The sequence below is a fragment of the Amycolatopsis sp. NBC_01480 genome (genome assembly GCF_036227205.1).
GTDB lineage: Bacteria > Actinomycetota > Actinomycetes > Mycobacteriales > Pseudonocardiaceae > Amycolatopsis.
In genome coordinates, this window is the sequence record NZ_CP109442.1 from 8,227,588 (window position 1) to 8,252,462 (window position 24,875).

The 24,875-nt window shown below is 71.1% G+C and carries 26 protein-coding genes; 14 read left to right on the forward strand and 12 right to left on the reverse strand.

Features of this window, described 5'->3' with window-relative positions:
* The first annotated feature begins 16 nt into the window (after positions 1–16).
* The 3 genes from OG371_RS38720 (at position 17) to OG371_RS38730 (ending at position 2,520) form a co-directional block, all read left to right on the forward strand.
* A complete protein-coding gene (locus OG371_RS38720; RefSeq protein WP_329061219.1) occupies positions 17–874 on the forward strand; it encodes an SAM-dependent methyltransferase in 858 nt (285 codons plus the stop codon).
* Positions 875–971: 97 nt separating this feature from the next.
* Positions 972–1,379: a YciI family protein gene (locus OG371_RS38725; RefSeq protein ID WP_329073383.1), complete on the forward strand. Its 408-nt coding sequence runs from the start codon at positions 972–974 to the stop codon at positions 1,377–1,379.
* Positions 1,380–1,386: 7 nt separating this feature from the next.
* Positions 1,387–2,520: an RNA polymerase sigma factor gene (locus OG371_RS38730; protein WP_329073384.1), complete on the forward strand. Its 1,134-nt coding sequence runs from the start codon at positions 1,387–1,389 to the stop codon at positions 2,518–2,520.
* Here OG371_RS38730 and erm read toward each other — a convergent pair.
* Together erm and OG371_RS38740 are read right to left on the reverse strand one after the other, a co-directional pair.
* Positions 2,514–3,278, reverse strand: a complete 765-nt coding sequence (gene erm / locus OG371_RS38735) for a 23S ribosomal RNA methyltransferase Erm (RefSeq protein WP_329061220.1) — start codon at positions 3,276–3,278, stop codon at positions 2,514–2,516. The two genes, OG371_RS38730 and erm, sit on opposite strands and share 7 nt — an antisense overlap.
* A gap of 226 nt (positions 3,279–3,504) precedes the next feature.
* Positions 3,505–4,347, reverse strand: coding sequence for an SDR family oxidoreductase (locus OG371_RS38740; protein ID WP_329061221.1), 843 nt, complete (start codon positions 4,345–4,347; stop codon positions 3,505–3,507).
* 100 nt (positions 4,348–4,447) lie between these two features.
* On the opposite strand from OG371_RS38740, the gene OG371_RS38745 reads away from it, so the two are divergent.
* Positions 4,448–5,014: a TetR/AcrR family transcriptional regulator gene (locus OG371_RS38745; RefSeq protein WP_329061223.1), complete on the forward strand. Its 567-nt coding sequence runs from the start codon at positions 4,448–4,450 to the stop codon at positions 5,012–5,014.
* 157 nt (positions 5,015–5,171) lie between these two features.
* On the opposite strand, the gene OG371_RS38750 is transcribed toward OG371_RS38745, so the two are convergent.
* Genes OG371_RS38750 through OG371_RS38760 form a run of 3 tightly spaced genes read right to left on the reverse strand, consistent with a single transcriptional unit; the run spans position 5,172 to position 8,575 of the window.
* On the reverse strand, positions 5,172–5,918 hold the full coding sequence (locus tag OG371_RS38750; RefSeq protein WP_329061225.1) for a succinate dehydrogenase/fumarate reductase iron-sulfur subunit: 747 nt from the start codon (positions 5,916–5,918) through the stop codon (positions 5,172–5,174).
* Between the two features lie 16 nt (positions 5,919–5,934).
* The gene (locus tag OG371_RS38755) at positions 5,935–7,863 is read right to left on the reverse strand and encodes a fumarate reductase/succinate dehydrogenase flavoprotein subunit (RefSeq protein ID WP_329061227.1); all 1,929 of its coding nucleotides are present in this window, start codon (positions 7,861–7,863) and stop codon (positions 5,935–5,937) included.
* Position 7,864: 1 nt separating this feature from the next.
* Positions 7,865–8,575, reverse strand: coding sequence for a succinate dehydrogenase cytochrome b subunit (locus OG371_RS38760; RefSeq protein WP_329061230.1), 711 nt, complete (start codon positions 8,573–8,575; stop codon positions 7,865–7,867).
* Between the two features lie 82 nt (positions 8,576–8,657).
* On the opposite strand from OG371_RS38760, the gene OG371_RS38765 reads away from it, so the two are divergent.
* The 3 genes from OG371_RS38765 to OG371_RS38775 are packed head-to-tail and all read left to right on the forward strand — an operon-like array spanning position 8,658 to position 10,833.
* Positions 8,658–9,587, forward strand: coding sequence for a LysR family transcriptional regulator (locus tag OG371_RS38765; protein WP_329061232.1), 930 nt, complete (start codon positions 8,658–8,660; stop codon positions 9,585–9,587).
* Positions 9,588–9,597: 10 nt separating this feature from the next.
* A complete protein-coding gene (locus OG371_RS38770; RefSeq protein WP_329061234.1) occupies positions 9,598–10,533 on the forward strand; it encodes an MBL fold metallo-hydrolase in 936 nt (311 codons plus the stop codon).
* A 33-nt stretch (positions 10,534–10,566) separates the two neighbouring features.
* A complete protein-coding gene (locus OG371_RS38775; protein ID WP_329061236.1) occupies positions 10,567–10,833 on the forward strand; it encodes a hypothetical protein in 267 nt (88 codons plus the stop codon).
* Positions 10,834–10,875: 42 nt separating this feature from the next.
* Here OG371_RS38775 and OG371_RS38780 read toward each other — a convergent pair whose 3' ends face one another.
* A complete protein-coding gene (locus OG371_RS38780; RefSeq protein WP_329061238.1) occupies positions 10,876–11,595 on the reverse strand; it encodes a GntR family transcriptional regulator in 720 nt (239 codons plus the stop codon).
* Positions 11,596–11,700: 105 nt separating this feature from the next.
* Here OG371_RS38780 and mhpA point away from each other — a divergent pair, with 105 nt between their 5' ends.
* Genes mhpA through OG371_RS38795 form a run of 3 tightly spaced genes read left to right on the forward strand, consistent with a single transcriptional unit; the run spans position 11,701 to position 15,042 of the window.
* Positions 11,701–13,236, forward strand: a complete 1,536-nt coding sequence (mhpA, locus tag OG371_RS38785) for a bifunctional 3-(3-hydroxy-phenyl)propionate/3-hydroxycinnamic acid hydroxylase MhpA (protein ID WP_329061240.1) — start codon at positions 11,701–11,703, stop codon at positions 13,234–13,236.
* Positions 13,227–14,102 (forward strand): fumarylacetoacetate hydrolase family protein, encoded by an 876-nt coding sequence (locus tag OG371_RS38790; RefSeq protein WP_329061242.1) that lies wholly within the window; start codon positions 13,227–13,229, stop codon positions 14,100–14,102. The genes mhpA and OG371_RS38790 overlap by 10 nt, the downstream gene beginning before the upstream one ends.
* Before the next feature lie 10 nt (positions 14,103–14,112).
* Positions 14,113–15,042, forward strand: coding sequence for a VOC family protein (locus tag OG371_RS38795; protein ID WP_329061244.1), 930 nt, complete (start codon positions 14,113–14,115; stop codon positions 15,040–15,042).
* A 21-nt stretch (positions 15,043–15,063) separates the two neighbouring features.
* On the opposite strand, the gene OG371_RS38800 is transcribed toward OG371_RS38795, so the two are convergent.
* Entirely contained in the window at positions 15,064–15,270 is a 207-nt protein-coding gene (locus OG371_RS38800) for a tautomerase family protein (protein WP_329061246.1), read from the reverse strand.
* 54 nt (positions 15,271–15,324) lie between these two features.
* The gene (locus OG371_RS38805) at positions 15,325–16,059 is read right to left on the reverse strand and encodes an SDR family oxidoreductase (RefSeq protein ID WP_329061248.1); all 735 of its coding nucleotides are present in this window, start codon (positions 16,057–16,059) and stop codon (positions 15,325–15,327) included.
* 112 nt (positions 16,060–16,171) lie between these two features.
* On the opposite strand from OG371_RS38805, the gene OG371_RS38810 reads away from it, so the two are divergent.
* The 3 genes from OG371_RS38810 to OG371_RS38820 all read left to right on the forward strand — a co-directional run bounded on the left by OG371_RS38810 (position 16,172) and on the right by OG371_RS38820 (position 19,244).
* Positions 16,172–16,906, forward strand: coding sequence for a TetR/AcrR family transcriptional regulator (locus OG371_RS38810; protein ID WP_329061250.1), 735 nt, complete (start codon positions 16,172–16,174; stop codon positions 16,904–16,906).
* Between the two features lie 115 nt (positions 16,907–17,021).
* Positions 17,022–18,401 carry an OFA family MFS transporter gene (locus OG371_RS38815; protein WP_329061251.1) on the forward strand — a complete coding sequence of 460 codons (1,380 nt, stop codon included), beginning with the start codon at positions 17,022–17,024 and terminating at the stop codon, positions 18,399–18,401.
* A 693-nt stretch (positions 18,402–19,094) separates the two neighbouring features.
* Positions 19,095–19,244, forward strand: a complete 150-nt coding sequence (locus OG371_RS38820; RefSeq protein ID WP_329061253.1) for a hypothetical protein — start codon at positions 19,095–19,097, stop codon at positions 19,242–19,244.
* Between the two features lie 9 nt (positions 19,245–19,253).
* On the opposite strand, the gene OG371_RS38825 is transcribed toward OG371_RS38820, so the two are convergent.
* Complete coding sequence (locus tag OG371_RS38825; RefSeq protein ID WP_329061255.1) at positions 19,254–19,763, reverse strand: hypothetical protein; 510 nt, start codon at positions 19,761–19,763, stop codon at positions 19,254–19,256.
* A gap of 157 nt (positions 19,764–19,920) precedes the next feature.
* Here OG371_RS38825 and OG371_RS38830 point away from each other — a divergent pair, with 157 nt between their 5' ends.
* Positions 19,921–22,230 (forward strand): protein kinase domain-containing protein, encoded by a 2,310-nt coding sequence (locus tag OG371_RS38830; RefSeq protein WP_329061257.1) that lies wholly within the window; start codon positions 19,921–19,923, stop codon positions 22,228–22,230.
* Between the two features lie 50 nt (positions 22,231–22,280).
* Here OG371_RS38830 and OG371_RS38835 read toward each other — a convergent pair whose 3' ends face one another.
* The 3 genes from OG371_RS38835 to OG371_RS38845 all read right to left on the reverse strand — a co-directional run bounded on the left by OG371_RS38835 (position 22,281) and on the right by OG371_RS38845 (position 24,859).
* On the reverse strand, positions 22,281–22,571 hold the full coding sequence (locus OG371_RS38835; RefSeq protein ID WP_329061259.1) for a nuclear transport factor 2 family protein: 291 nt from the start codon (positions 22,569–22,571) through the stop codon (positions 22,281–22,283).
* A 91-nt stretch (positions 22,572–22,662) separates the two neighbouring features.
* Positions 22,663–23,823: an NAD-dependent formate dehydrogenase gene (locus OG371_RS38840; protein WP_329061261.1), complete on the reverse strand. Its 1,161-nt coding sequence runs from the start codon at positions 23,821–23,823 to the stop codon at positions 22,663–22,665.
* Positions 23,824–23,926: 103 nt separating this feature from the next.
* On the reverse strand, positions 23,927–24,859 hold the full coding sequence (locus OG371_RS38845) for a LysR family transcriptional regulator (RefSeq protein ID WP_329061262.1): 933 nt from the start codon (positions 24,857–24,859) through the stop codon (positions 23,927–23,929).
* Positions 24,860–24,875: the final 16 nt, after the last annotated feature.

Here is a 24,875-nt window from a genome sequence, read left to right on the forward strand (position 1 = left end):
GCCTGGTGAGGTCGCCATGTCCACCGCTCCGCCGTCCACGCTCTCGCCCAGCCAGGTCCCGGTCGGGGTGGATCCCCACCGGCCCAGCGTCGCGCGGATCTACGATGGATTCCTCGGCGGCAACCACTACTACGAGGTCGACCGCGCGGTCATGGACAAGATCAGCACGGCCGTGCCCGAGGCCGTGCACATCGCGCGCGGCAACCGCGGCTTCCACAACCGCGCGCTGCGCATGCTGGCCAACCAGACCGAGATCCGGCAGTTCCTCGACTGCGGCTCCGGCCTGCCCACGGCCGAGAACACCCACCAGATCGTGCAGCGCTCGCACCGCGACGCGCACGTGGTCTACGTGGACAACGACCCGGTGGTGCTCGCGCACGGCCGCGCGCTGCTGGCCGAGAACGACTTCACGCACATGGTCGAGGCGGACATCTTCGAGCCGTCGCAGGTGCTGGGGAACGAGACCGTGCGGGAGTACATCGACTTCTCGCAGCCACTCGGCCTGCTGCACATCGGCACCATGCACCACTACGAGGGCGACGGCGCGGTCGAGGTGATGCGCGAGTACATCGACGCGCTCGCACCGGGTTCGTTCGTGGCGCTGGCGCACTTCTACGACCCCGAGGTCGAGGAGCTGACCGCGGTCGCCAAGCGGATCGAGGAGATCCTGGTGTCCGGCCCGCTCGGCGCCGGCCGCTTCCGGACCAGGGCGGAGATCGAGGCGATGCTGCCCGGGCTGGAGCTGCTGCCGCCGAACGCGACCTCGGGCCCCGGCCTCTCGGTCGCCGACGAGTGGTGGCCGGACGGCCCGCGGCTGACCCCGCTGAGCGAGTCGGCCCGCTGCGTCGCCGGAGTGGTCGGCCGGAAACGGTAGAAATTCTTTTCCCGGGTGATGTCGAGAACCCGGTCCGGGCTCCGTCCCTGCTGCGAACGTGACCAGAATGGGTCGCATCAGCACCGAGGAGACCACGATGGCCAAGTACCTGTTGCTCAAGCACTACCGCGGCGGGCCGGAGCCGGTTTGCACCGTGCCCATGGACCAGTGGACGCCGGACGAGATTTCGGCCCACATCCAGTACATGCGGGACTTCGCCACCCGGCTCGAGGGGAGCGGCGAGTTCGTCGACGGCCAGGCGCTCGCACCCGGGGGCACGTTCGTCCGGTACGACGGCGAGGGCCGCCCGCCGGTCACCGACGGCCCGTTCGCCGAGACCAAGGACCTGATCGCCGGCTGGATGGTGATCGACGTCGACAGTTACGAGCGCGCCCTCGAGCTGGCCGGGGAGCTGTCGGCCGCGCCGGGGCAGGGCGGGAAGCCGCTGCACGAATGGCTCGAGCTGCGCCCGTTCCTGACCGAGCCGCCGACCATCACGGAGTGACGTGAGCATGGACGAGGCCCTGCTCCGGAGCCTCACGCCGGGTGTGCTGGGCATCCTCGTCCGCCGCGGAGCCGATTTCGCGGCGGCCGAGGATGCCGTGCAGGACGCGCTGGTGGAGGCGGTCCGCGTCTGGCCCGAGGACCCGCCGCGGGACCCGAAGGGCTGGCTGGTCACCGTGGCGTGGCGCCGGTTCCTGGACGCGACCCGATCCGACGCCGCGCGGCGTCGGCGCGAGGAGGTCGTCGACGAGGAACCGGTGCCGGTGTCCGGAGTGGACGACACGCTCCAGCTCTACTTCCTGTGCGCCCACCCGTCTCTGACGCCTTCGTCGGCGGTCGCGCTCACGCTGCGCGCCGTCGGCGGGCTGACCACCCGCCAGATCGCCCGGGCCTACCTGGTGCCGGAGGCGACCATGGCGCAGCGGATCAGCCGGGCCAAGCGGACCGTCTCCGGGGTGCGGCTCGACCAGGCGGGCGACGCCGCCACCGTGCTGCGCGTGCTGTACCTGGTCTTCAACGAGGGCTACTCCGGCGAGGTCGACCTGGCCGCCGAGGCGATCCGGCTCACCCGGCAGGTCGCGGCCTCGCTCGACCACCCGGAGGTCGCGGGACTGCTGGCGCTCATGCTGATCCACCACGCCCGGCGCGCGAGCCGGACCGCGCCGGACGGCAGCCTCGTGCCGCTCGCCGAGCAGGACCGCGGCCGGTGGGACACCGCGTTGATCGCCGAGGGGGTCGGGATCCTGCAGGCGGCCCTCGCCCGCGACCAGCTGGGCGAATTCCAGGCCCAGGCGGCGATCGCGGCCCTGCACGCCGACGCGCCCACCGCCGGGGAGACCGACTGGGTGCAGATCGTCGAGTGGTACGACGAACTCGTGCGCCTCACCGACAGCCCGGTCGTCCGGCTCAACCGCGCGGTGGCCGTCGGCGAGGCGGACGGGCCGCGCGCCGGGCTGGCCGCGCTCGCGGAACTGGACGACACCCTGCCCCGCCACACCGCCGTGGCGGCCTACCTCCACGAGCGCGACGGTGACCTGGAGAAGGCGGCGCGGCTCTACGTCGAGGCGGCGGAGAAAGCCCCCAACCTCGCCGAGGTCGATCACCTGACGCGCCAGGCCGCGCGGCTCAACACCCGTCACTGAGCCAGCTTCCAGAGCGACGCCCACTGTGCGGCGGTGAGTGAGCGGGGCAGGGTGCCGGGGCGCAGGTCGTTCGCGCTCAGCCAGGTGTTGACGGTGCGACGGCCCAGGCGGCCGGTGCGGGGCAGGATCCCGGCCAGCCCGTGACCGCGTCCGGTGAAGACCTCGCGCACGAAGTCCTGGTACAGCTGGCATTCCGTGACCAATGGCGAGGGACGGCGCCGCAGCGTCAGCACTCCGCCGTCCACTGCCGGCGCCGGGCGGAACGCGCGCGCGGGCACCCGTGCCAGCACCGCGAACTCGTACCACGGCCACCAGGTGGCGGTCAGCTGCGTGGCCCCGCCGATCCCCGCGCGGCGCCGGGCGACCTCCCACTGCACCAGCAGCACCGCAGTGTCCCAAGTGGACTGTGCCAGCAGGCGGCGCAGGGTCACGGTGGTGAGGTGGAACGGGATGTTGCCCACGACCGTGTGCCGTTCGCGGGGAAAGCGGTGGCGCAGCAGGTCTCCGGTGACGACCGTGACGTTGGCGCCGGTCCGCGCGGACAGCCGGCGGGCGCGGCGCGGATCCAGCTCGACCGCGGTGATGGGCCGGCCGGAGCGGCTCAGCGGGACGGTCAGCGCGCCGTCGCCCGGGCCGAGTTCGACGATCGGGCCGGTGGTGGCGCGGACGGCCGCGCAGATCGTGGTGATGGTGGCGGGGTCGACCAGGAAGTTCTGGCCGAGTTCGTGGCGTCCGCCGACGGACGGGACAGCAGGCATGGGTGTGCACTCCACAGTGGAACGAGGTGGAGCCGGGCAGCACGAGCGGCCGCACCGGCTGGGGCCGGAGTGCGGCGGAACTGGCCGAACGGAGAGTCGGGTCCGCCGCTTTAGGAGCAGCGGATCCGGATCAGTGCGAAGACACCCATGGCGGGGACGTTAGCAAGCCGGGGGCGGCGGGTGCAGCTGGTTTTCCGCCGCGCCCCGGCCGGCGCGTCCACTGTGGTCAGTCGAAGGCGACGGAAGCGGCGAGGTCCTTCTGGGCCTCGAGCGCGCCGAGGCGCTCGGTGAGGGCGGCGTGGACGGCGTCGTAGGAGTCGGCGCCGAGGGTGAGCCGCAGCGGCGGGACGGCGAGCCGCGTGGTGTCGTAGACGGCGGCGGCGACCTTCGCCGGATCACCGGTGAGGTCGGGGTCGCTCAGCAGCCAGCGCCGCATCTCGCCGACCGGGGTGTCGCGGTAGGCGTCGGTTTCGGTGGTGTAGTTCAGGGCCGAGAGGAAGCCGGTGCTGGTGCCGCCGGGCTCGACGATGGTGAAGCGGATGTCGAACCCGGCGACCTCGCGGCTGACGCCCTCGGTGAAGCCTTCCAGCCCCCACTTGCCCGCGTGGTAGGCGCTGGAGATGGGCGCGCCCATCTGGCCGCCCATGCTGGAGATCTGGATGATCCGGCCGCCGCCCTGTTCGCGCATCGGCTTGAGGAACGCCCGGGTGATCCGGATCGGCGCGTGCAGCAGCGTTTCGAGCTGGTGCTCGACCTGCTCGTGGGTCATCTCCTCGGTGGCGCCCATGACGCTGTAGCCGGCGTTGTTGACCACGATGTCGACCGGGCCGGCCGCGATGACCCGGGCGGTGACCGCGTCGATGTCGGCGGGGCGGGTGACGTCGAGGATCTCCACGGCCAGCCGGTCGCCGTGCTCGGCGCGCAGATCGTCGAGCGCGGCGGGGCGGCGGACCGTCGCGGTGACGCGGTCGCCCCGGCCGAGGGCGTGTTCGGTGAGCTGACGGCCCAGACCGCCGGAGGCCCCGGTGATGAACCAGTGGCGCACGGGCTTGTCCGCGAGTGGGGGCATGAGGTGTCCTCGGCTAGAGTGGTTGCGGAATCTGTTCCGTTTCAGCTTAAGCGGAATGTGTTCCGGAATGCAACCGAGCCGGCCCGCCGAAGGAACCCGCATGCCCCCACCACCCCGCCGGACCAGGAGCGACGCCCGGCAGAACCGGGAACACCTGCTGGAGGTCGCCGCGCAGGTCTTCGCCGAGCAGGAGCTGGACGCCGCGCCGGCGGCCATCGCCAAGCGCGCGGGCGTCGGAGTCGGCACGCTCTACCGCCACTTCCCGACGCGGGAGGCCCTGATCGACGCGGCCTACCGGCGCCAGCTCACCATCGTGTGCGAGAAGGCCGCCGAACTCCTGCCCGGCCGGACGGCCGCCGAGGCCATGCACGCGTGGATGGAGCACTTCGTCGCCTACGCCACGGCCAAGTACGGCATGGCCCAGGCGCTGAACGCGGTGATCGCCTCCGGGACCGACCCGTACGCGGACAGCCGCGCCCTGCTGAGCGAAGCCGTCGGCATCCTGCTGGCCGCGGGCGCCGAAGACGGGAGCCTGCGCACGGACCTGACCTCGGACGACGTCCTGCTGTTCATGGGCGGCATCGCCCAGTGCGCGGGCGAGGCCCGCAGCCCGGAGCAGTCGGCCCGGCTCGTCGGCCTGGTGCTGGACGCGCTGGTCCCGCGCTGATGTTCTGGTGAGGTGGCACCGTGCGTGAACTGGCCGGTCGGATGCAGGCGTCGACCCGGGCGCCCGGGTTCGACGAGGTCGTGCCGCACGCGCCGATGTCCCGCGAAGCCCGCGCGTCCCGCGTCAACTGGCGCGACGCGTCCTTGAGGACTAGGCGCTACCGCCGTGACGTGCGCGCGGCCTTGAGGAACTCGCGGTTGAGGTTCGCGATGCTGGTCAGCGGAATCCCCTTCGGACACGACGCGACGCACTCGCCGGTGTTGGTGCAGCCGCCGAAACCCTCGGCGTCCATGGTGTCCACCATGTCCAGCACGCGCCGGGCCCGCTCGGGCTGACCCTGCGGCAGGCTGTTCAGGTGCGCGACCTTGGCCGAGGTGAACAGCATCGCCGAGCCGTTCGGGCAGGCCGCGACACAGGCGCCGCAGCCGATGCAGGTGGCGTTGTCGAACGCGAGATCGGCGTCCGGCTTCGGCACCGGCGTCGCGTGGGCGTCGGGGGCGCTGCCGGTGGGCGCGGTGACGTAACCGCCGGACTGGATGATCCGGTCGAAGGCCGAGCGGTCGACGACGAGGTCCTTGATCACCGGGAAACCCCGTGCACGCCAGGGTTCCACGTCGATCACGTCGCCGTCGGCGAACGAGCGCAGGTGCAGCTGGCAGGCGGTGGTCCGCTCCGGCCCGTGGGCCCGGCCGTTGATCACCACGCCGCAGGAGCCGCAGATGCCCTCGCGGCAGTCGTGGTCGAACGCGACCGGCTGCTCGCCCGCCTCGACCAGGCTCTCGTTGAGCACGTCGAGCAGCTCCAGGAACGACATGTCCGGGCTGGCGTCGTCGACCGGGTAGCCGACCAGCCGTCCCTCGGCGTCGGGCCCGGACTGGCGCCAGACGCGCACGGTGAGTTTCATGTGTAGCTCCGCTGTGTCATTGGTAGCTTCGCTGGGTGGGATGGACGTGTTCGAAAGTCAGTTCTTCCTTGTGCAGCACGGGTTTCTCGCCGTACTCCCAGGCAGCGACGTGGCTGAAGCGCTCGTCCTCGCGCCGGGCCTCGCCGTCGGGGGTCTGGTACTCCTCGCGGAAGTGCCCGCCGCAGGACTCCTCGCGCACCAGCGCGTCGAGCAGCAGCAGCTCGGCCAGCTCCAGGAAGTCGGCGACGCGGTTCGCCTTCTCCAGCTCCTGGTTCAGCTCCGCCCCGGAACCGGGCACGCGGATCTCCCGCCAGAACTCCGCGCGCAGCTCGGGCACCCGCTCGAGCGCCTTGCGCAGGCCCTCCTCGGTGCGGGACATCCCGCAGAACTCCCACATCAGGTGGCCCAGCTCGCGGTGGAACGAGTCGGCGCTGCGCGTGCCGCCCACCGACAGCAGCCGGTCGATCCGCGCGCGGACCTGCGTCTCGACTTCGGTCACCGCCGCGTCGGTCCGGCTGACTTCGTCGAACCCGCCACGGGCGATGTAGTCGTTCAAAGTGGACGGCAGGACGAAATAGCCGTCCGCGAGGCCCTGCATCAGCGCGGACGCGCCGAGCCGGTTGGCGCCGTGGTCGGAGAAGTTGGCCTCGCCGATCACGAACAGGCCGGGGATCGTGGCCTGCAGGTCGTAGTCGACCCACAGCCCGCCCATCGTGTAGTGGATGGCGGGGTAGATGCGCATCGGGACCTGGTACGGGTTCTCCGCGGTGATGCGCTGGTACATGTCGAAGAGGTTGCCGTACTTGGCTTCCACGGCCGGGCGGCCCATCCGCTCGAGGGCGTCGGCGAAGTCGAGGTACACGCCGAGACCGCCGGGCCCGACGCCGAAACCGGCGTCGCAGATGTTCTTCGCCGCGCGCGAGGCGATGTCACGCGGGACGAGGTTGCCGAAGCTCGGGTAGATCCGTTCGAGGTAGTAGTCGCGCTCGTCCTCGGGGATCTCGCCGGGCGGACGCGGGTCGCCCGCCTGCTTCGGGACCCAGATGCGGCCGTCGTTGCGCAGCGACTCGCTCATCAGCGTGAGCTTCGACTGGTGTTCGCCCGAGCGCGGGATGCAGGTCGGGTGGATCTGGGTGAAACACGGGTTCGCCAGGTACGCGCCGCGCTTGTGGGCTCGCCAGATCGCGGTCGCGTTGGAGCCCTTGGCGTTGGTGGACAGGTAGAACACGTTGCCGTAGCCGCCGCTGGCCAGCACGACGGCGTCGGCCAGGTGCGTGGTGATCTCGCCGGTGACGAGGTCGCGCGCGACGATCCCGCGCGCCCGCCCGTCGACCACGACCAGGTCGAGCATCTCGGTGCGCGCGTGCAGCTCGACGTTCCCGGCGTCGATCTGCCGGGACAGCGCCTGGTACGCGCCCAGCAGCAGCTGCTGGCCGGTCTGGCCGCGCGCGTAGAACGTGCGCTGCACCTGGACTCCGCCGAACGACCGGGTGTCGAGCAACCCGCCGTACTCCCGGGCGAACGGCACCCCTTGTGCCACGGCCTGGTCGATGATCTGCGCGGAGACCTCGGCCAATCGGTACACATTGGACTCGCGCGAGCGGAAGTCGCCGCCCTTCACGGTGTCGTAGAACAGCCGGTACACCGAGTCGCCGTCGTTGCGGTAGTTCTTCGCCGCGTTGATGCCGCCCTGCGCGGCCACCGAGTGCGCCCGCCGGGGCGAGTCCTGGAAGCAGAACTGGACGACGTGGTACCCCTGCTCCGCCAGTGTGGCACCCGCCGAGCCGCCGGCCAGCCCGGTGCCCACGACGATCACGCGGTGCTTGCGCCGGTTCGCCGGATTCACCAGCTTCGCTGAGAACTTGTGTGCGGACCAGCGGTCCTCGATCGGGCCATCCGGCGCCTTGTCGTCGGCGATCGGCGCGCCCACGGTGTATTCCAGCATCTCAACTCACCCATCCCGCCATGACGGCGATCGGCACGATCATGAAGCCGCCGGTGATCACCACGGCGAGCACGCTGCCGACCGTTTTGATCGTCCGGTCCCGCGAAGCGCTCTTGATGCCCAGGGTCTGCGCCGCGCTCCAGAACCCGTGGTTGATGTGCAGCCCCAGCATGAGCAGCGCCACCAGGTAGATCACGTCGATCCACCAGACCTGGAAGTCCACGACGACGTTGTGAAAGGGCTGTCCCTCGACGAAATCCGGGTTCGCCACGCCGACCGTCAGGTCGAGGATGTGCCAGACGATGTAGACCGCCAGCGTCGCGCCGCCCCACCGCATGGTGTGCGTGGCGAACGTCGCGCGCGGCCGCTGCCCGTGGACGTAGCGCACCGGCCGTGCCTTGCGGTCCCGCCGCGAAAGCTGCACCGCCGCCACGACGTGCAGCACCAGCGCGACGACCAGCACGGCCCGCTGGATCCAGAGGAACCAGGAGTACGGCAGCACGGGCTCGCCGATCGTGCGGAGCCAGCCCGCGTAGTGGTCGAAAGTGCCGGCACCGAAGAAGATCTTGAGGTTGCCGGCCATGTGCGCCAGCAGGAACACGACGAACAGCAGCCCGGTCGCCGCCATCACGACCTTCTTGCCGATCGTCGAGTCCCAGAAGAGCCGCAGGGCGGGCTTGGTCCGCCGCGCCGTCGCGAGTTCACGTGCCACGAGTCCGACGGTAGGTGCGCTCCGATCAGAGGGCAAACACATGATTTCTCTCATCACCAGAGGTAGAAGCTATGATGGCCGCATGCAGTTCCAGCAGCTGGCCTACTTCGTCGCGGTCGCGGAAACGCGGCACTTCACGCGCGCGGCGGAGCAGGCGCGGGTGGCGCAACCCTCGCTGTCGCAACAAGTCCGGGCCCTGGAGCGCGACGTCGGCGCCACGCTTTTCCACCGCATCCGCGGCAACGTGACGCTCACGGAGGCGGGGGAGACGCTGCTGCCGATCGCGCGCCGGATCCTCGCCGAGACCGAGACGGCGTACCGGGCGATCCGCGAGCTGGACGAGCTGGGCCGGGGCCGCGTGCGGCTCGGCGCGACCCCGAGCCTGTGCACCGGCCTGCTGCCGGCCATGCTCGCCGCGTTCCGCCGCGCGTACCCGGGCATCGAGCTGGTGCTGCACGAAAGCGGTTCGCGCGACTTGCAGACCGAGCTGTCCGAGGGCGCGCTGGACCTGGCGATGATCGTCGACTCGCGGGTGCACGACGATCCCCGGCTGTCGAGCACACCGCTGTTCGTCGAGGAGCTGGTGGTCATCTCGCCGAAGGCCGCGCGGGCGCCGGTGCGCGGCCGGCTGGCGATCGGCGACCTGCGGGACCGGCCGCTGGTGATGTTCCGGCGCGGGTACGACCTGCGCGAGGCGACCGTGAACGCTTGCCGCGCCGAGGGTTTCGACCCGGTCTTCGCGATCGAGGGCGGCGAGATGGACGCGGTGCTGGAGCTGGTGCAGGCGGGCATCGGGCTGGCCGTGGTGCCGAGCACGGTGGTCGGGGACCGGTTCCGGATGACGCAGTTCACCGAGCCCGGGCTCAGCCGCGTCGTGCGCCTGGCCTACCGCCGCGACGTCGAGCAGCCGCGCGCGGTGCGGGCGCTCCAGGACGGCATTGTCCGGTTCCTGCACGGCGAAAGTGGGGTCGGTCACCTTCCCCCGGGCACGCGCTCGCTCGTCGGAGCATGATCGAACTCGGATGCCACCGACCAAGGGAGACGACGGGATGCCGGGCGCGTTGAACGAGCAGTCGGCCGTGCGGGTGCTGGACTCGGGCGGTGTCCGGTTCACCTACGTGGTGGACGGCGCGATGGGGCTCACCCCGGCGGGCTTCTTCCCGGAGGTGCCGGAGTCGTACTGGACCGAGCACCCGGAGGCCCTCGACGGCGCGGGCCGCGTCGCGATGTCGGCCGGCGGCCTGCTCGTGGAGCGCGACGGCCGGCGGCTGCTGATCGACGCCGGGCTCGGAGTGGTGAGCCAGGAAATGGGTGTCGGCGGCGTGTCGATCGGCTTCGCGGATTCCGGGGCGCTCCCGGAGACGTTGGCAGCGCTGGGAATTGCGCCGGCGGACGTCGAAGCGGTCGCCTTCACGCATCTGCACGTGGACCACACCGGCTGGGCCTTCGACGGCGGGCAGCCGTTTTTCCCGGCCGCCCGGTACCTGGTCGCGGCCGAGGAATGGGGGCCGCACGGACGCGGTGAGGCGCTCCCGGGCGCGCCGTCACGCGAGGCCGTGCTCGAGCCACTCGCGGGCCGCCGCACCGAAATCGCCGATGGCGAGGAGATCTTCCCGGGCGTGCGGGCCGTCGTGACGCCCGGCCACAGCCCGGGCCACACCTCGTACGTGATCGAGGCCGGGCCGCTCCGGGTGATCGCGTTCGGCGACGTTTTCCACTTCCCGGGCCAGATCGCGCACCCCGACTGGCCCTCGCGCCCCGACATCGACGCCGCGGCCGTGGTCGCCGCCCGTCGCCGGATCGCCGGTGAACTCTCGCAGCCGGACACCGTCGGTTTCGCCTGCCACTTCGGTGACCAGGCTTTCGGCCGCGTCGTCCCGGGCCCGGATGGGCTGCCGGCCTGGCAAGCCGTTGCGGCGGAAGCGGTCCTGCCCGCGCCGCGGATCCTGCCGGGCTGAGCGGTTCCCGGCCGCGGCGGGGAGAATGGGCGGATGATCTCTCGGTCGTCGCCGTCGGCAGCGCCGGCTGGACTGGTGCTGGCAGCCGGGCTGGTGCTGGCAGCCGGGCTGGCGCTGCTGCTTGCCGGGTGCAGTGGCGCGCCGGCCGCGCCCGCGCCGCCGTCCGGCGCCGGGTTCCGGGTACGGAGCGCCGACGCGAACGGGGCGGGCATCGCGGTCGCCCGGGACGTCGCCGTCCGGACCATGTGCCTGAGCGGGTGCACCCAATCCCAGTCGCCGGCGGCGCTTGAGGGCTCGTGAGTGTTTATGACGGTTCTAACCGTCATAAACACTCACGAGCTTTTACGTGCCAACGTTGCGTGGTGCGGCGCCGGACGGGCCGGCCTTGTTCGGTTCGTCGGTCGCGACGCTGATGAGCAGCTGGGCGGTGTGGGCGATGTGGTCGCGCAGCAGTTCCGCGGCTCGGTCGGCGTCGCGGGCCACGGCGGCGTCCAGCAGGGCCTGGTGTTCGCCGGTGAGGTCGCGGTCGGGTTCCCGGCCGAACGAGATCGACCACTGGAGGTACAGCTCGGCCTCCTCGCGCAGGCCGGTGGCCGTGGCCAGTAGCCGGTGGTTGCGGCAGCCGGCCAGCAGGGCGGTGTGGAACGCGGCGTGCGCGGCGGACCATGCGTCCGTCGGGTGGTCCGCGTCGTCCTGGGCCAGGAACTGCGTGCGCTTCAGGCGATGGTGGGCGGCGACCGCGGCCGACTCCCAGTCCATGTCGCCGTCGCGCACCGAAAGCCTCAGCACCAGTGACTCGATCTCCAGCCGGGCGTAGGTCAGTTCCGCCAGGTCTTCGTGGGACAGCGGCATGACGCTGAAGCCGAGGTTCGACTGCGTCCGCACGAATCCGTCGGCGACCAGGCGGGTCAGCGCCTCCCGGGCCGCGCCGACGCTGGTTTCGTACCGCCGGCTCAGCTCCGGGAACTTCAGCCGCTCGCCGGGGACGAGGCGGCCGCCGAGGATGTCCCGCCGGAGGCGCTGGTACACGCCGTCCGCGCGGGTCGAACCGGTGCCTGTCATGCCGCCACCCTAGCAAGATTCAACTACTCGCGGAAGTTTCGAAAGTTCATTGACATCTCGAACGTGGCGGCGTAGTCAGGAAAGACCTCCAACGAAGCGGGCGGTATGAACACAGTTCACGATGTGGTGGTCGTCGGCGCCGGTCCGGTCGGGCTGGCCGCGGCCCGGATGCTGGGCCGGCGCGGGTTTTCCGTGCTGGTGCTGGAGCGGTGGCCCGAGCCGTACCCGCGGCCGAGGGCGGTGCACTTCGACGACGAGATCGGCCGCGTGTTCCAGGGTCTGGGCCTCGCTGAGCCGGTGAAGGCGATCTCCGCGGCCGTGCCGGATCACTACGAGTGGCGTAACGCCGCGGGCGAGGCCCTGGTCCGGATCGACTGGTCCGGGCGAGGGCCCAGCGGCTGGCCGATGGCGAACTTCTTTTCCCAGCCGAACTTGGAGAAGGTGCTGGCCGAGGCCGTCGAGGCGATGCCGAACGTGACGTTGCGCCGCGGGGCCGAGGTCGTCGGCGTCGAGGAACAGGCCGAGGACGTGCTGGTGACTTACACGACCGCGGCCGTCAAGCAAGTCGGCGCGCGGGCCCGGTTCGTGATCGGCTGCGACGGAGCGAACAGCTTCGTCCGCGAACGCCTGGGCGCCGTCCTGCACGACCAGGGTTTCTTCTACGACTGGCTGATCGTCGACACCATCCCCCTCGACGAGCGGGACTGGTCGCCGCAGAACTGGCAGCTGTGCGATCCCGCCCGGCCGACCACGATCGTCTCCGGCGGCCCCGGCCGGCGCCGCTGGGAGTTCATGCGGCTGCCCGGCGAAACCCGCGACGAGCTCAACACCGCCGACAAGGCCTGGGACCTGCTCGGCCCCTGGGGACGCACGCCGCAGAACTCGCGCCTGGAACGGCACGCCGTGTACACGTTCGCCGCCCGCTGGGCCGATCGCTGGAACCGCGGCCGGCTGGCGATCGCGGGCGACGCGGCCCACCAGATGCCGCCCTTCGCCGGGCAGGGGATGTGCTCGGGCCTGCGCGACGTCGCCAACCTCTGCTGGAAGCTCGACCGGGTGCTGCGCGGCGAATCGGATTTCGCGCTGCTGGACACGTATACCTCCGAACGCAGTGTCCACTTGCAACACGCGATCGCGATGTCCGTCGAGCTGGGACGTGTCATCTGCGTCCTGGACGAGCAGCAAGCCGCCGACCGCGACGCGCGCATGATCGCCGGAGGCGCCGACCCGGCCCGCGTGCTGCCGGTGTCCGCGCTGCCCGTGCTCGGCGAGGGCGTCCTCGCCGACAGCCCCGCCACCAGCGCGTTGCGCGGCACCCTGGCGCCGCAGTTCCCGGTCGAGCGCGACGGGCATCGCGCCCTGCTCGACGACGTGACCGGCGACGGCCCCGTGCTCCTGACCCTCGACGAGGTGAGCGAGGACTTCGGCGGCCGCGCCTTCACCCTCGGCCCCGGCCTGCGTGACCCGGACGGGAACTGGACACGCTGGTTCGAAGCCCACCACATCCGCGCGGTGCTCATCCGGCCCGACCACTACGTCTTCGGCGCCGTCACCGACCCCGCCGGCACCCAAGAACTCGTTGCCCGGTACGGCGAACTCGCCCGGGCCCGGACCTCAGGAGAACGGATCTCATGCGCCTAGCCAACATCGACAACCGGGCCGCCCTCGTCATCGAGCAGGACGGTGCGGAGAAGTTCCTCGACCTCGCCCGCGCGTCGGACGGCCGGTGGGGCCCGGACCTGGGCGACGTCTTCCGGAACTGGCCGGAAGTCGTCGCCTGGGCGTCCGAAGTGGACGTTCCGGCCGACCAGCTCGTGCCGGTGGACCGTGCCCGGCTCGGCGCGCCCTCGCCCGCGCCGCGGCAGGTTTTCGCACTCGGCCTGAACTACCGCGCGCACGCCGCCGAGTCCGGGTTCGCCGCGCCCACCGAACTGCCGCCGGTGTTCACCAAGTACGTGTCGAGCTTCTCCGGGCCCGACACCGAAGTCGTGCTCCCGCCCGGGGGCAACGTCGACTGGGAGATCGAACTCGTGGCCATTGTGGGCCGCGAAGCACGCGATGTGGCCGAAGCCGACGCCTGGTCCTACGTCGCCGGGCTCACCGCGGGCCAGGACCTGTCCGAGCGGTTGACGCAGCTGCGCGGCCCGGCGCCCCAGTTCGGCCTCGGCAAGTCGTACCCGGGATTCTCCCCACAGGGCCCCTGGCTGGTGACACCGGACGAGTTCGCCAACCCCGACGACCTCGAGCTCGGCTGCGCGATCGACGGTGTCGAAGTCCAAAAGGGACAGACCAGCGACCTGATCTTCGGCATTGCCCGGATGATCGCCGCCCTGTCGGAGAACGTCACGCTCTACCCGGGTGACGTGATCTTCACCGGCACCCCGTCCGGCGTCGGGATGGGCCGGGAGCCCCAGCGGTACCTGCGGGCCGGCGAGCGGCTCGACAGCTGGATCGCCGGCATCGGCGAACTGCACCAGACCTTCGTTTCCGCCCCGGCCGCCAGGTAAGGAGACTGTCATGCCACTGCACGGACTGGGCAACGTCGTCATCGGCGTGCCCAACGTCGCGGAGACCATCGCGTACTACACCGACTTCGGGCTCCAGCCCCGAGACGACGGCGCCTTCGCGACCCTCAACGGCGGCGACCAACTCCGGATCGTCGAGGCCCCGACGCGCCGGCTGGTGGAGCTGACGGTCGCGGCCGACGACCCCGACGACATCGCGGCGATCGCCCGGCGCCTGCGCACACACGACATCGCGGTGGAGGAGACGGACACGGCCTTGACTGCCGTCGAACCGGTCACCGGGACGAGGGTCCGGGTCGCGGTGCGCCCCCGGATCGTCGTCTCTCCTGAGGTGCCCGCGACGCTCTACAATGGACCTGGCCGGATCGACCGGTGGGGGCGGGCGCCGTTCCTCGGCCGCACCGGGCCGGTGCGGCCGCGCAAGCTGGGCCACGCGGTGCTCGGCAGCACCGACCTGGAGACGACGATGCGGTTCTTCACCGAGGGCATCGGCTTCAAGGTCAGTGACTACATGGGCGACAAGGCCGCGTTCCTGCGCTGCTCGGTCGAGCACCACAACGTGCTGGTGATGGCCGCGCCGGTGAACTTCCTGCACCACACCAGCTGGCAGGTCGACGACGTCGACGAGGTCGGCCGGGGCGCGCACGCGATGCTCGAAGGCAAGCCGGAACGGCACATCTGGGGCCTGGGCCGGCACTACGCGGGCGCGAACTTCTTCTGGTACCTCAAAGACCCGGCCGGCAACTTCTCCGAGTACTACTCCGACATGGACACCGTCCCCGAGGACGAGCTGTGGAGCCCGGAGGTTCTTCAAGGCCTGCAAGGGCTCTACGCCTGGGGACCGCCGCCGCCCCCGTCGTTCCTCGAACCCGACGACCTCGCGGCCCTGATGACCGGAGCCCATTCGGCGAGCGCGGGGTGAGGCGGCGGCCCCGTTGACACCTCAGCTGCGGCCGAGCATTTCCGCCGTCAGGACGTTGCCGCCCAGGCCCCAGCCGCCTTCGACGACCTCGTCGACCAGGACGAGGGTGGTGGCGCGGGCGCGCTCGCCGTACACGTCGGCGTACGCGTCCGTGACGGCGTCGATGAGCTTCTTCTTCGACTCCGGGCTCAGCGTGTCGGCGGGGACCTTCAGGTTGGCGAACGGCATGACAGTGTTCCTTTCGTTGCGGTGATGAGAAATTTCAGCCGGCGTGCGGCGGGATCAGACGATCCCGCCGTTGGCCCGCACGACCTGGCCGTTGACCCAGCGCCCGCCGGGCCCGGCCAGGAACGCGACGACCTCGGCGATGTCGGCCGGGGTGCCGAGCCGTTCCAGCGGCGGCTGCTGGGCCAGGCGTTCGATGGTCGCCTCGTCCTTGCCGTCGAGGAACAGGTCGGTGGCGGTGGGGCCGGGGGCGACGGCGTTGACGGTGACGTCGCGGCCGCGCAGTTCCCGCGCCAGGATCAGGGCCATCGCCTCGACGGCGCCCTTGCTCGCGGCGTAAGCGCCGTAACCGGGGAACTGCAGTCCGACGACCGAGGTGGACAGCAGCACGATCGCGCCGCCCGGGCGGATCCGGCGCGCGGCCTCCCGGGCCACGACGAACGTGCCGCGGATGTTGGTGCGGTGCAGCGCGTCGAGGTCGGCGAGGTCCAGATCCGCGATGGGGGACAGGGCCATGCGCCCGGCGGAGTTGACGACGACGTCAATGCCGCCGAACGCCTGCGTCGCGGTCTCGAACAACGCGGCGACCGCGTCCTCGTCGGCGATGTCGGCCTGAGCGGCCACGGCCTGCCCGCCGGCGGTGGTTATCTCGTCGACGACCTGCTTCGCCGCCACGTCGTTGCCGGCGTAACCGACGACGACGGCCTGCCCGGCGGCGGCCAGGGTGGTGGCGATGGCGCGGCCGATGCCCCGTGAAGCGCCGGTGACGACGGCGACTCGTTGGTCAGCCATGAGCCTCACTTCCAAGATCAATAGTGTCGATATCGGAGTGTCGTTTCACCGATAAGATAAACATAGCAGACGCTCCCGATCGCCGCTAGCGATGTGACGTAGCATTGATTCCATGAGCGATGCCTCCCGCCGCCGGGGCGCCACCGGCCCGGCCGACGACACCACTGTCCGCGCGGCCCTGATCGACGCCGCCGAGCGGCAGCTCGCCGCGTCCGCGGACGGTGACATCGCCACCCGCGCGATCGCCGAAGCGGCAGGGGTGACGCAGCCGGTGCTGTACCGGCTCTTCGGGGACAAGCGGGGCCTGCTCGACGCCGTCGCCGACACCGGTCTCGAGCGCTACGCCCTGCGGAAGACCGAACTCGAGGCCACCGACGACCCCGTTGCCGACCTGTACGCCGGCTGGGACGACCACATGGCCTTCGCCGCCGACAACCCCGCGCTCTACCAGCTGATGTTCGCGCCGCGCCCGCACTCGGCTGCGACGACCCACCGGCGCATCCTCCAACTGCTCGAGGCGACCCTGCTGCGCTGCGCCGCGGCCGGGGCTCTGGCGACGACGCCCGCGCTGGCCGCCCAGTTGATCCTGCCCGCCAACATCGGCGTCGCTCTCAGTCGCATCGCCCAGCCCGAGCTGTTCGACGACCCGGAACTGTCACACCGCGCTCGAGACGCCGTTTTCTCCGCCGTCCTCACCGAGCCTGTGGTTTCGAGCGGACCGGACCCTGTCCGCTCCGCCGCCCGCCAGCTGCGTTCCCAGATCGCCCTTACCGGCACTGATCGGTTGGAGCCGGTTGAGACCGCCCTGCTGGACCGCTGGCTGGAGCGCATCGACCAGCCGAGCTGAGCACGGAAAGCACCCTTTGAGCCGGACGGGGCAGGCCCGTGGACACCGTCCAGCACGGGTGCTATAACCGGACTACTGAATACTGCATACAACATACAGTCAAGTGGGTGACGTGATGTCCGAGCCCCAGACCGTCCTGCCGGTGCGGGAGATGCCCGAGGTGAAAGAGGTCCGCGACGTCTACGGGCGGCGGTACCGGGTGGGGGAGAGCGACCGGCAGCTGATCGGCCGGTCGCGGGCCTGGATGGTGTGGCTCGGCGGGGCGGCGATGTTCGCGGCCGGGGTGCAGCAGTACGGGTTCGGCGTGATCGCGCCGGTGCTGACGAGCGCGCATGGCTGGACGTTCACCGAGGTGGTCGTCTCGCTCGCGCTCTGGGCGGTGTGCCAGGCCAGCGTCGCGTTCCCGGCCGCGTGGCTGCGTGACCACGGCAAGCTCCCGCCGGCCGTGGCGGTCACCGTCGGCGGGGTGCTGTGCGCGACCGGACTGGTGACGCTCGGGCACGCGTCCAGCCTGACCACGGTGTTCCTCGGCTACTCCGTGCTCGGCGGCATCGGCACCGGGCTGGTGTACGCCACTTGCGTCGGCGCCGTGATGCGGTGGTTCCCCGACCGGACGGCCGCCCGCGTCGGCGCGGTGAGCGGCGCTTTTGCTTACGGCAGCGTGCCGTTTGTGCTCATCGCGGGCTTCGGGCTGTCGATCGGCAACCGCGCGGTGCTGCTCGACGTCACGGCGGCGGTGGTGCTCGTGGTGATCGCCGGGGCCGGCGCGCTGCTGCGCTTCCCGCCGCGGCATTGGTGGCCGGCCGAGCCGGACCCGCGGGCGTGGGCGCTCGACAAGGTGCGCAACCGCAGTGTCTCGGCCAACCGCCCGGCGGTGCGGCATTACCGGCCGGGTGAGCTGTTCCGTTGCGGCACAACGCTTTCGCTGTACCTGACGGTGGTGCTGGCGGCCGCCGTGCTGCTGTTCGACCTCGCCTACCTGGCCACGTCCGTCGCCGAGCAGGGCGGCGGACCGGGTCTCGCCGCGGTCGCGCTGGCGGTGCTGGCCGGGGTCACCGGCACCGGCCGGGTGCTGCTTGGCTGGCTGTCGGACCGGCTCGGCCGGCGGCGCGTCCTGCAGCTCGCCCTGGTGGCCGGAGGGATCGGGCAGCTGGTGCTGTCCTACTCCGGCGAGCACCACCACGCGGCCGGTCTGCTGCTCGGCGTCGCGCTCGCGGGCCTCGGCAACGGCTGCTGTTACACGCTGCTCGTCGGGCTCGTGCGCGAGTACTTCGGCGAGGAGTCCATGATGCAGAACTTCGGCGTGCTCTACAGCGCCAAGGCTGTCGGCGCGGTCCTCGGCGTCGGCCTCGCCGCGATCGTGGTGACCTCGCACGGCTACTCCGGCGCCTTCGCCGCGGCGGCCGCGCTCAGTCTGGCCGGCGCCCTGCTCACCGGCCGGCTCACCCAGCCGGGACGGCCGAAGTCCTTGCTGCCCGCGGGTTATCGAGGCTGAACCGCGCCAGTGGATTTGAGCCGAAGCGCATGTCGCCCGGCGCGCGGCGTGCCACGATATCCCGATGGCAGCGCCTCCGAGTCCCGTCGTGGTGACCGAGCTGGGTACGGCGCACGGCGTCCGTTGTGAAGTCGCCCAGACCTCCCGGCCGTGGCTGCTCGACATCGACACGATCGTCATCTCGGTCGGTACCCTCCTGGGCGCGCTCGGACGCGAGATCCGGGACCGCTTTCCCGACGCCGATCGAGACAGTGTCGTATTCGGCGCGATCCCCATGGACCAGACCTCGACCTCGACCCCGAAGGCCGGTTTCGCCGCGCGGTCCTGGTCTCACCGCACGACGGACCGGGCCAGGCCGATCCCGCCCCGACGTCGCTGGCACGGGCCGCGAGATCCGCAGCGGTGGAGGCCGGCGCCACCGGGGTGGGCACACCCCTGCTGGGGACGGGCGACCCGGGACCTTGTCCTCGGCGTCTGACTTCCTCGGCGGCGAAGAGCGGCCCGGCCAGTACCGGGTGGTCATACTCCTGCTCCGCTTGCTCAGCACGAGCCTGCGGCACGCCGTGTTCGACTCCCCGGCCCAGGAGGGCGTGGCCGGTGGCCTGCTGTACCGCCCGGACGACCGCGGCTGGGGCGAGCTCGTCGCCCGACATCCGGCCCCGGCGGTCGCGCCCCGGCTGGGAGAACGGCGTCGTGGGCACTGTGGACGGACAGCAGCTCCTGGCCTGGGACCGGCTGCACCGGGGGATGGCCTGGGCGTCCGCGGGGCTCGAATCGTTGACGCTCCGCGCCTTCCGCGACCGGATACCGGTGATCAGGCGGTTCTCCTACACACTGCCCTGAGCCCGGCGGCTACATCGACCACTTGACGAGGTACCACTTCACGTCGCGCTGTTCCATGATGGCGTCGGGCAGCTCGGTGTCGGTGAGGTCGGCGCCGACCTTGACCGCCGAGACGGGGATCTCGACCCTGGTGGACGACTCGTCGACGGCGGAACGGTCCACCGTGGCGCCCTGCATCGCCGCCTTCTCCGTGGGGGAGTACATCTCGACGGTCAGCTGCATCTGCTTTTCGCAGGGGCCTAGGTCCGCCTCGAGCTTCTTGGTGGTGTCGCCGCCGATCTCGCAGGCCGTGGCGACGTCTTCGTTGCCGATCGCGTGCAGGAAGGTCGCGTACCGGCCGACCGCGTCGTCACCCTCCTTTTTGGTCGACGGCTTGGCTTCCTCGGTCTCGGCGGTGGCGGACCCGGCCGCCGGCGCAGCGCCGTTCGAGGCGGTTCCCGAGGTGCCGCTCCCGCCCGAACAGCCGGCGATCAGCAGGGCGAGGCCCGTGACGAGGAGGGGGAGCGCGCGAGCGGACATGGGACACCTTTCAGGTCGGCGGGAACGGCCGCAGCGTAGCGCCCCCATCAGTCAAGAGTGACACTTTTACCTGAATTGCCACACGAGTGGGCGAAGATGGCTAGAATGCCACAATCCGGGCGGTGGAGCCGGTGCACGGCGAGGGGAAGCTGCGGGGATGAACGACACCTGGTGTGTGCCCGGGTACGCCGAAGTGGACGTGCTCGGTACCGGCGGTTTCGGCCGGGTCGTGCTGGCCAAGCACGAGGCTTCGGGGCAGATGGCGGCGATCAAGTACCTGCACGCGGACTTCCTGGCCGACGCGGCGATCCTGGACGGGTTCCGGCGGGAGGCGTGGATGCTCTCCGGCGTGCGGAGCCCGCACGTGGTCCGGCTGTTCGATTTCGTCGAGACGCCGCAGGGCGCCGCGCTGGTCATGGAGGCGGTGCCGGGTGTGTCGCTGCGCGCGCTGCTGGCAGCGGAGAACGTGCTGGCGCCCGAAGCGGCGCTGACGATCCTGAAGGGCTCGCTGCTCGGCCTCGCCGACGCGCACGCGGTCGGCGTCGTCCACCGCGACTACAAGCCGGCGAACGTGCTGGTGTCGCGGGAAGGGGCGTCGAAGCTGGTCGACTTCGGACTGGCCACTTTGGACGGACACAACGGACTGACCGCCGGTTCACCGTCCTATATGGCCCCGGAGCAGTGGGCCGGGCAGCCCGGCCTGCCCGCCACCGACGTCTACGCGGCCACGTGTGTGTTCTACCAGTGCATCACCGGGCACCGGCCGTTCGAGGCGGACACGAGCGAGCAGCTGCGCGCCCTGCACGGGGGAGCGCCGGTGCCGCTGGACGTGGTCCCCGAGGCGCTGCGCCCGCTGATCGCGCGGGGCATGGCGAAGGACCCGGCGTGGCGTCCGGCGACGGCTGCTGCCTTTGTCACCGAGCTGGAAACCGTGGCCCGCAAGGAATACGGGAAGAACTGGGAGAAGCGCGGCTGGAAGCGCCTGGCCACCTCGGCTGCCGCGTTGACGGCGTTGACCCCCCTGGCGCTGCTGACCTCCGCCGGCACAGCCGCGGCACCGATCGCGGCGGCCGGTGCCGGGACCGGCGTCACGGCGGGTACCGGGACGGGTGTGGCGGCCGGCACCGGAACGGGTGTCGCGACGAGCACCGGGGCAGGGGTGACCGCGACGGTCGTGGGCAAGGTCGCCATCGGCGTGGTGATCGTCGCCGGGCTGGTCGCCGGCGGGCTGGTGGTCTTCCGGCCCGGGGGTGACCCGCCCGCTCCGCCACCGCCGCAGCTGACGGTGGCCATGCAGACCCTGGCCGGGCAGGACCAGGCGCTGCCGATGAGCTACGAGCTGCAGTACCCGCAGGTGTCCGGCGGCGCGGACCCCGCGGTCCGGCAACGGGTCAACGAGGCGTTGCGGGCGCCGATCGACAAGCGGCTGAAGACGGTGCGGGACTCGGTCGCCGACCCGAGCACGCTCGACATGTTCCGGCAGCGGGGCGACACCGCCGCGCTGCACTCGTCCGCGCGGATCCTGCTGCAGACGCCGGACCTGCTTTCCGTGCGGTACGACCACGATCTCAAGTCGGACGTGCTGTCGCACACCACCTGGCGGTTCCCGGAAGCGTTCACTGTGGACCTCACCACGGGCAAGGTGCTGGGCCCCCAGGACATGTTCCGGCCCGAGATCCTGACGGCCGACGGCATGCGGACGCTGACCCAGCGGCTGACCCCGCACACGGGCGAATTCTGCAGCGTGCCCACGGTCGAGGGGTATCCGACGCGGCAGGTCAGCATGGACGCCGCGGAGATGCCCGGTGGCGGTGGCCACGTGCCGGCCTCGGCGTTCGGGTTCACCGGGACCGGGGCCGAGTTCGAGATCCTCTGGTACAAGCTCGGCTGCGCCAGTGCTTCCGGGAGCGAGAGCGTGGTGCTGCCGTATGCCGAGCTGAACGACCTGCTGCTGCCGAAGTTCCTGACCATGCTGGGCAAGGCGGCCACTCCTTCGCCCGCATCGTCGAAGCCGGCCCAACCGGGTGCCGACGCCACGTACACGAACTCCCGTTTCGGGTTCACCGCGCAGGTGCCGCCGGGCTACACCCCGTTGAAGTGGACCCCGGAGAACGGCGAGGGCATGACCTACAGCGACGACAAGATCGACGCGACGCTGTACGTGTGGGGCACCAACTCGGGAACCGGCTCGGGCGGCCTCAGCCCGGCGGACAAGCTGGCCCAGCTGGTCGCCTCCTTGGAGGGCAACGGCGGCCGGGTCACCTTCAGCACGTCAGACAGCGAGGGCTACACGGTTTCCGGCTACCAGGGCGACGGCAAGATCTATTACGCGCACGAGTCCATCGGCACCGGCTCGACGGCCGGGCTCCGCTGGGTCTACCCGGCCGCGCAGAAGACGGCATTGGACAAGCTCGTCACCGACACGGTGAGGACGTTCAAACCCGGCGATCTCTCCCAGCCGCACTGACACCGGCCCGGCGACCTGGTGGAGCGGTCGCCGGGCGGTCGTGCGCGGGGTCAGAACATCCCGTTGCCGTTCGCGGCGGTCTTCGGCACGTCCTGGATCACGTCCCAGTGCTCGACGACCTTGCCGTCCTCGAGGCGGAAGAAGTCGGCGAGCGCCCGTCCGGGATTGTCCGGGTTGCCGGGTTCGAGGTCCAGCACCGACGGAATCCACCCGTGCCCGCAAAGCGCGGCCCGCTTCACCAGCTGGCTGCTCGGCGAACTGGCGAAGCTGGACCCCGCGCTGAAGCCGTCGCCCGCGGAGTCCTGGGCCAACGCCGGCTGGGCCGCGGACGGCCGCTTCAAGGGCTGCTGACCAGCTTGACGTTCACGTCGAAAGACAGACGACCGGGCCCGGCCCTTCCCTTGCCACAGGTCAGGGAAGGGCCCGGGCCGGTCAGCGGTTGGTGGAGTACGAGTGCGCGCCGGTGCCGGCGAGCTTGCCGCCGTCGACGATGAGGTACTCGTCGCGGATCGGGGTGCCGTCGAACCAGGACTCGAGGATCTCGCGGGTGCCTGCGGCGTAACGGGTCTGGGCCGAAAGCGAGGAACCGGAGATGTGCGGGGTCATGCCGTGGTGCGGCATGGTGCGCCACGGGTGGCCGGCCGGGGCGGGCTGCGGGAACCAGACGTCGCCCGCGTAGCCGGCGAGCTGGCCGCTCTCCAGCGCGCGCACGATGGCGTCGCGGTCGGCGATGCGGGCGCGGGCGGTGTTGATCAGGTACGCGCCGCGCTTCATGGTGGAGATCAGGCTGTCGCCGAACAATCCCTCGGTCTCCGGGTGCAGCGGGGCGTTCACGGTGACCACGTCGCAGTGCGGCACCATCGCGGCGGCGTTCTCGTGGAAGGTCAGGTTCAGCTCGCGCTCGACCTCGGCGGGCAGCCGGTGCCGGTCGGTGTAGTGCAGGTGGACGTCGAACGGCTTGAGCCGCTTGAGCACCGCCAGCCCGATCCGGCCGGCCGCCACCGTGCCTACGTGCATGCCTTCGACGTCGTACGAGCGGGCGACGCAGTCGGCGATGTTCCAGCCGCCGTCGAGCACGGTCTGGTACGAGGGCAGGTAGTTGCGCACCTGCGAAAGGATCATCATCACCACGTGCTCGGCGACGCTGATGCTGTTGCAGTAGGTCACCTCGGCGACCGTGACGCCGTGCGCGATCGCCGCGTCGAGGTCGGTGTGGTCGGAGCCGATGCCGGCGGTGACGACCAGCTTGAGGTTCTTCGCGCGCTCGAACCGCTCGGCGGTCAGGTAGGCGGGCCAGAACGGCTGGGAGATCACGATGTCGGCGTCCGGCAGCTCGCGGTCGAAGACCGAGCCGTCGCCGTCCTTGTCGGACGTCACCACGAGCTGATGGCCTTGGGACTCCAGGAACTTCCGCAGCCCCAGCTCACCGGAGACGCTGCCGAGCAGGCTCCCCGGCGTGAAGTCGACCGCCTTCGGGGTCGGCAGGGTCTGGCCGCCGGGATAGCCCTCCAGCTTGGGCAGCCCGTCCCGGGCGTAGCTCGTGGGGTACCCGGCCGCCGGGTCGTCGTAGAGCACGCAAAGCACCTTTGCCATGATGTGTCTCCCGAAAGAATTCGTTGGCATTCAACGCTTTTCACCCTCCTCCCGGGCGCGGGGGAGGTCAAAGCGTTCGTGCCTATCCGGGCATAGCCCCCGGCTATCGAGCGGGCCCGAGGAAACGCGCGAGGACGCGCTTCAGCGTCCCCCGGACATCGGCGCCGACGGTGACGTCGAGCAAGGCGCGGGCGAGGATCGGCTCGGGGTCCCGGTCTGCCAGCACCAGCCCGATCTCCGGTGAGTGCGCCGGTTCCTCCAGCGGCACCACGCGCATGCCCGGCGGCACGCCGAACATGTGCAGCCAGGCGTGCGAGATGACACTGGACCACTTGCGCGACGCGACATGCGCGTAGAGCGCGGAAACGGTGTCGGTCTCGATCGCGGGCACCACCGTCGCGCCCGCGGTGGCGAAAAGCCCGTCCAGCACCCGTCGGTTGCGCATCTGCCGGCCCAGCAGGCACAACGGGAGCGCGGCGACCTCGTCCCAGCGGACGACGTCGCGGGTGGCGAGGTCGTTGTCACGCGGGGTCAGGAGCAGGTAGTGCTCCTCGTAGAGCGGGAACGTCCGGACCGCGCCCAGCTCCTCGTCGTCCACATAGGTCAGTGCTATGTCCAGCTCGAACTCGCCCAGCCGCCGCGTTATTTCCCGCGACGACAAGGATTCCAGGCTCACGCGCGCGTGCGGGTGGCGTTCGCAGAACGGGGTGGTCAGCAACGTCGCGGCGGTCAGCGCGGTGGGGATCGCCCCGACCCGCAGCACCCCGGAAAGGCTGTGGCGCATGGTCGACAGGTCGTGGCGCAGCCCGTCGCACTCCGCCAGGATGCGGTGCGCCCAGAGCAGCACCCGTTCGCCTTCGGGGGTCAGGCCCTCGAACCGGTGGCCCCGCCGCACGATCGCGGTGTCGAGTTCCTGTTCCAGCTTCCGGATCCCCGCCGACAGCGACGGCTGCGACACGTGGCACGCGTCGGCCGCGCGCGCGAAGTGCCGCTCCCGAGCGAGCGCGACGAGGTACTCCAGCTGACGCAGCAACACTCCGCGATCATGCCGC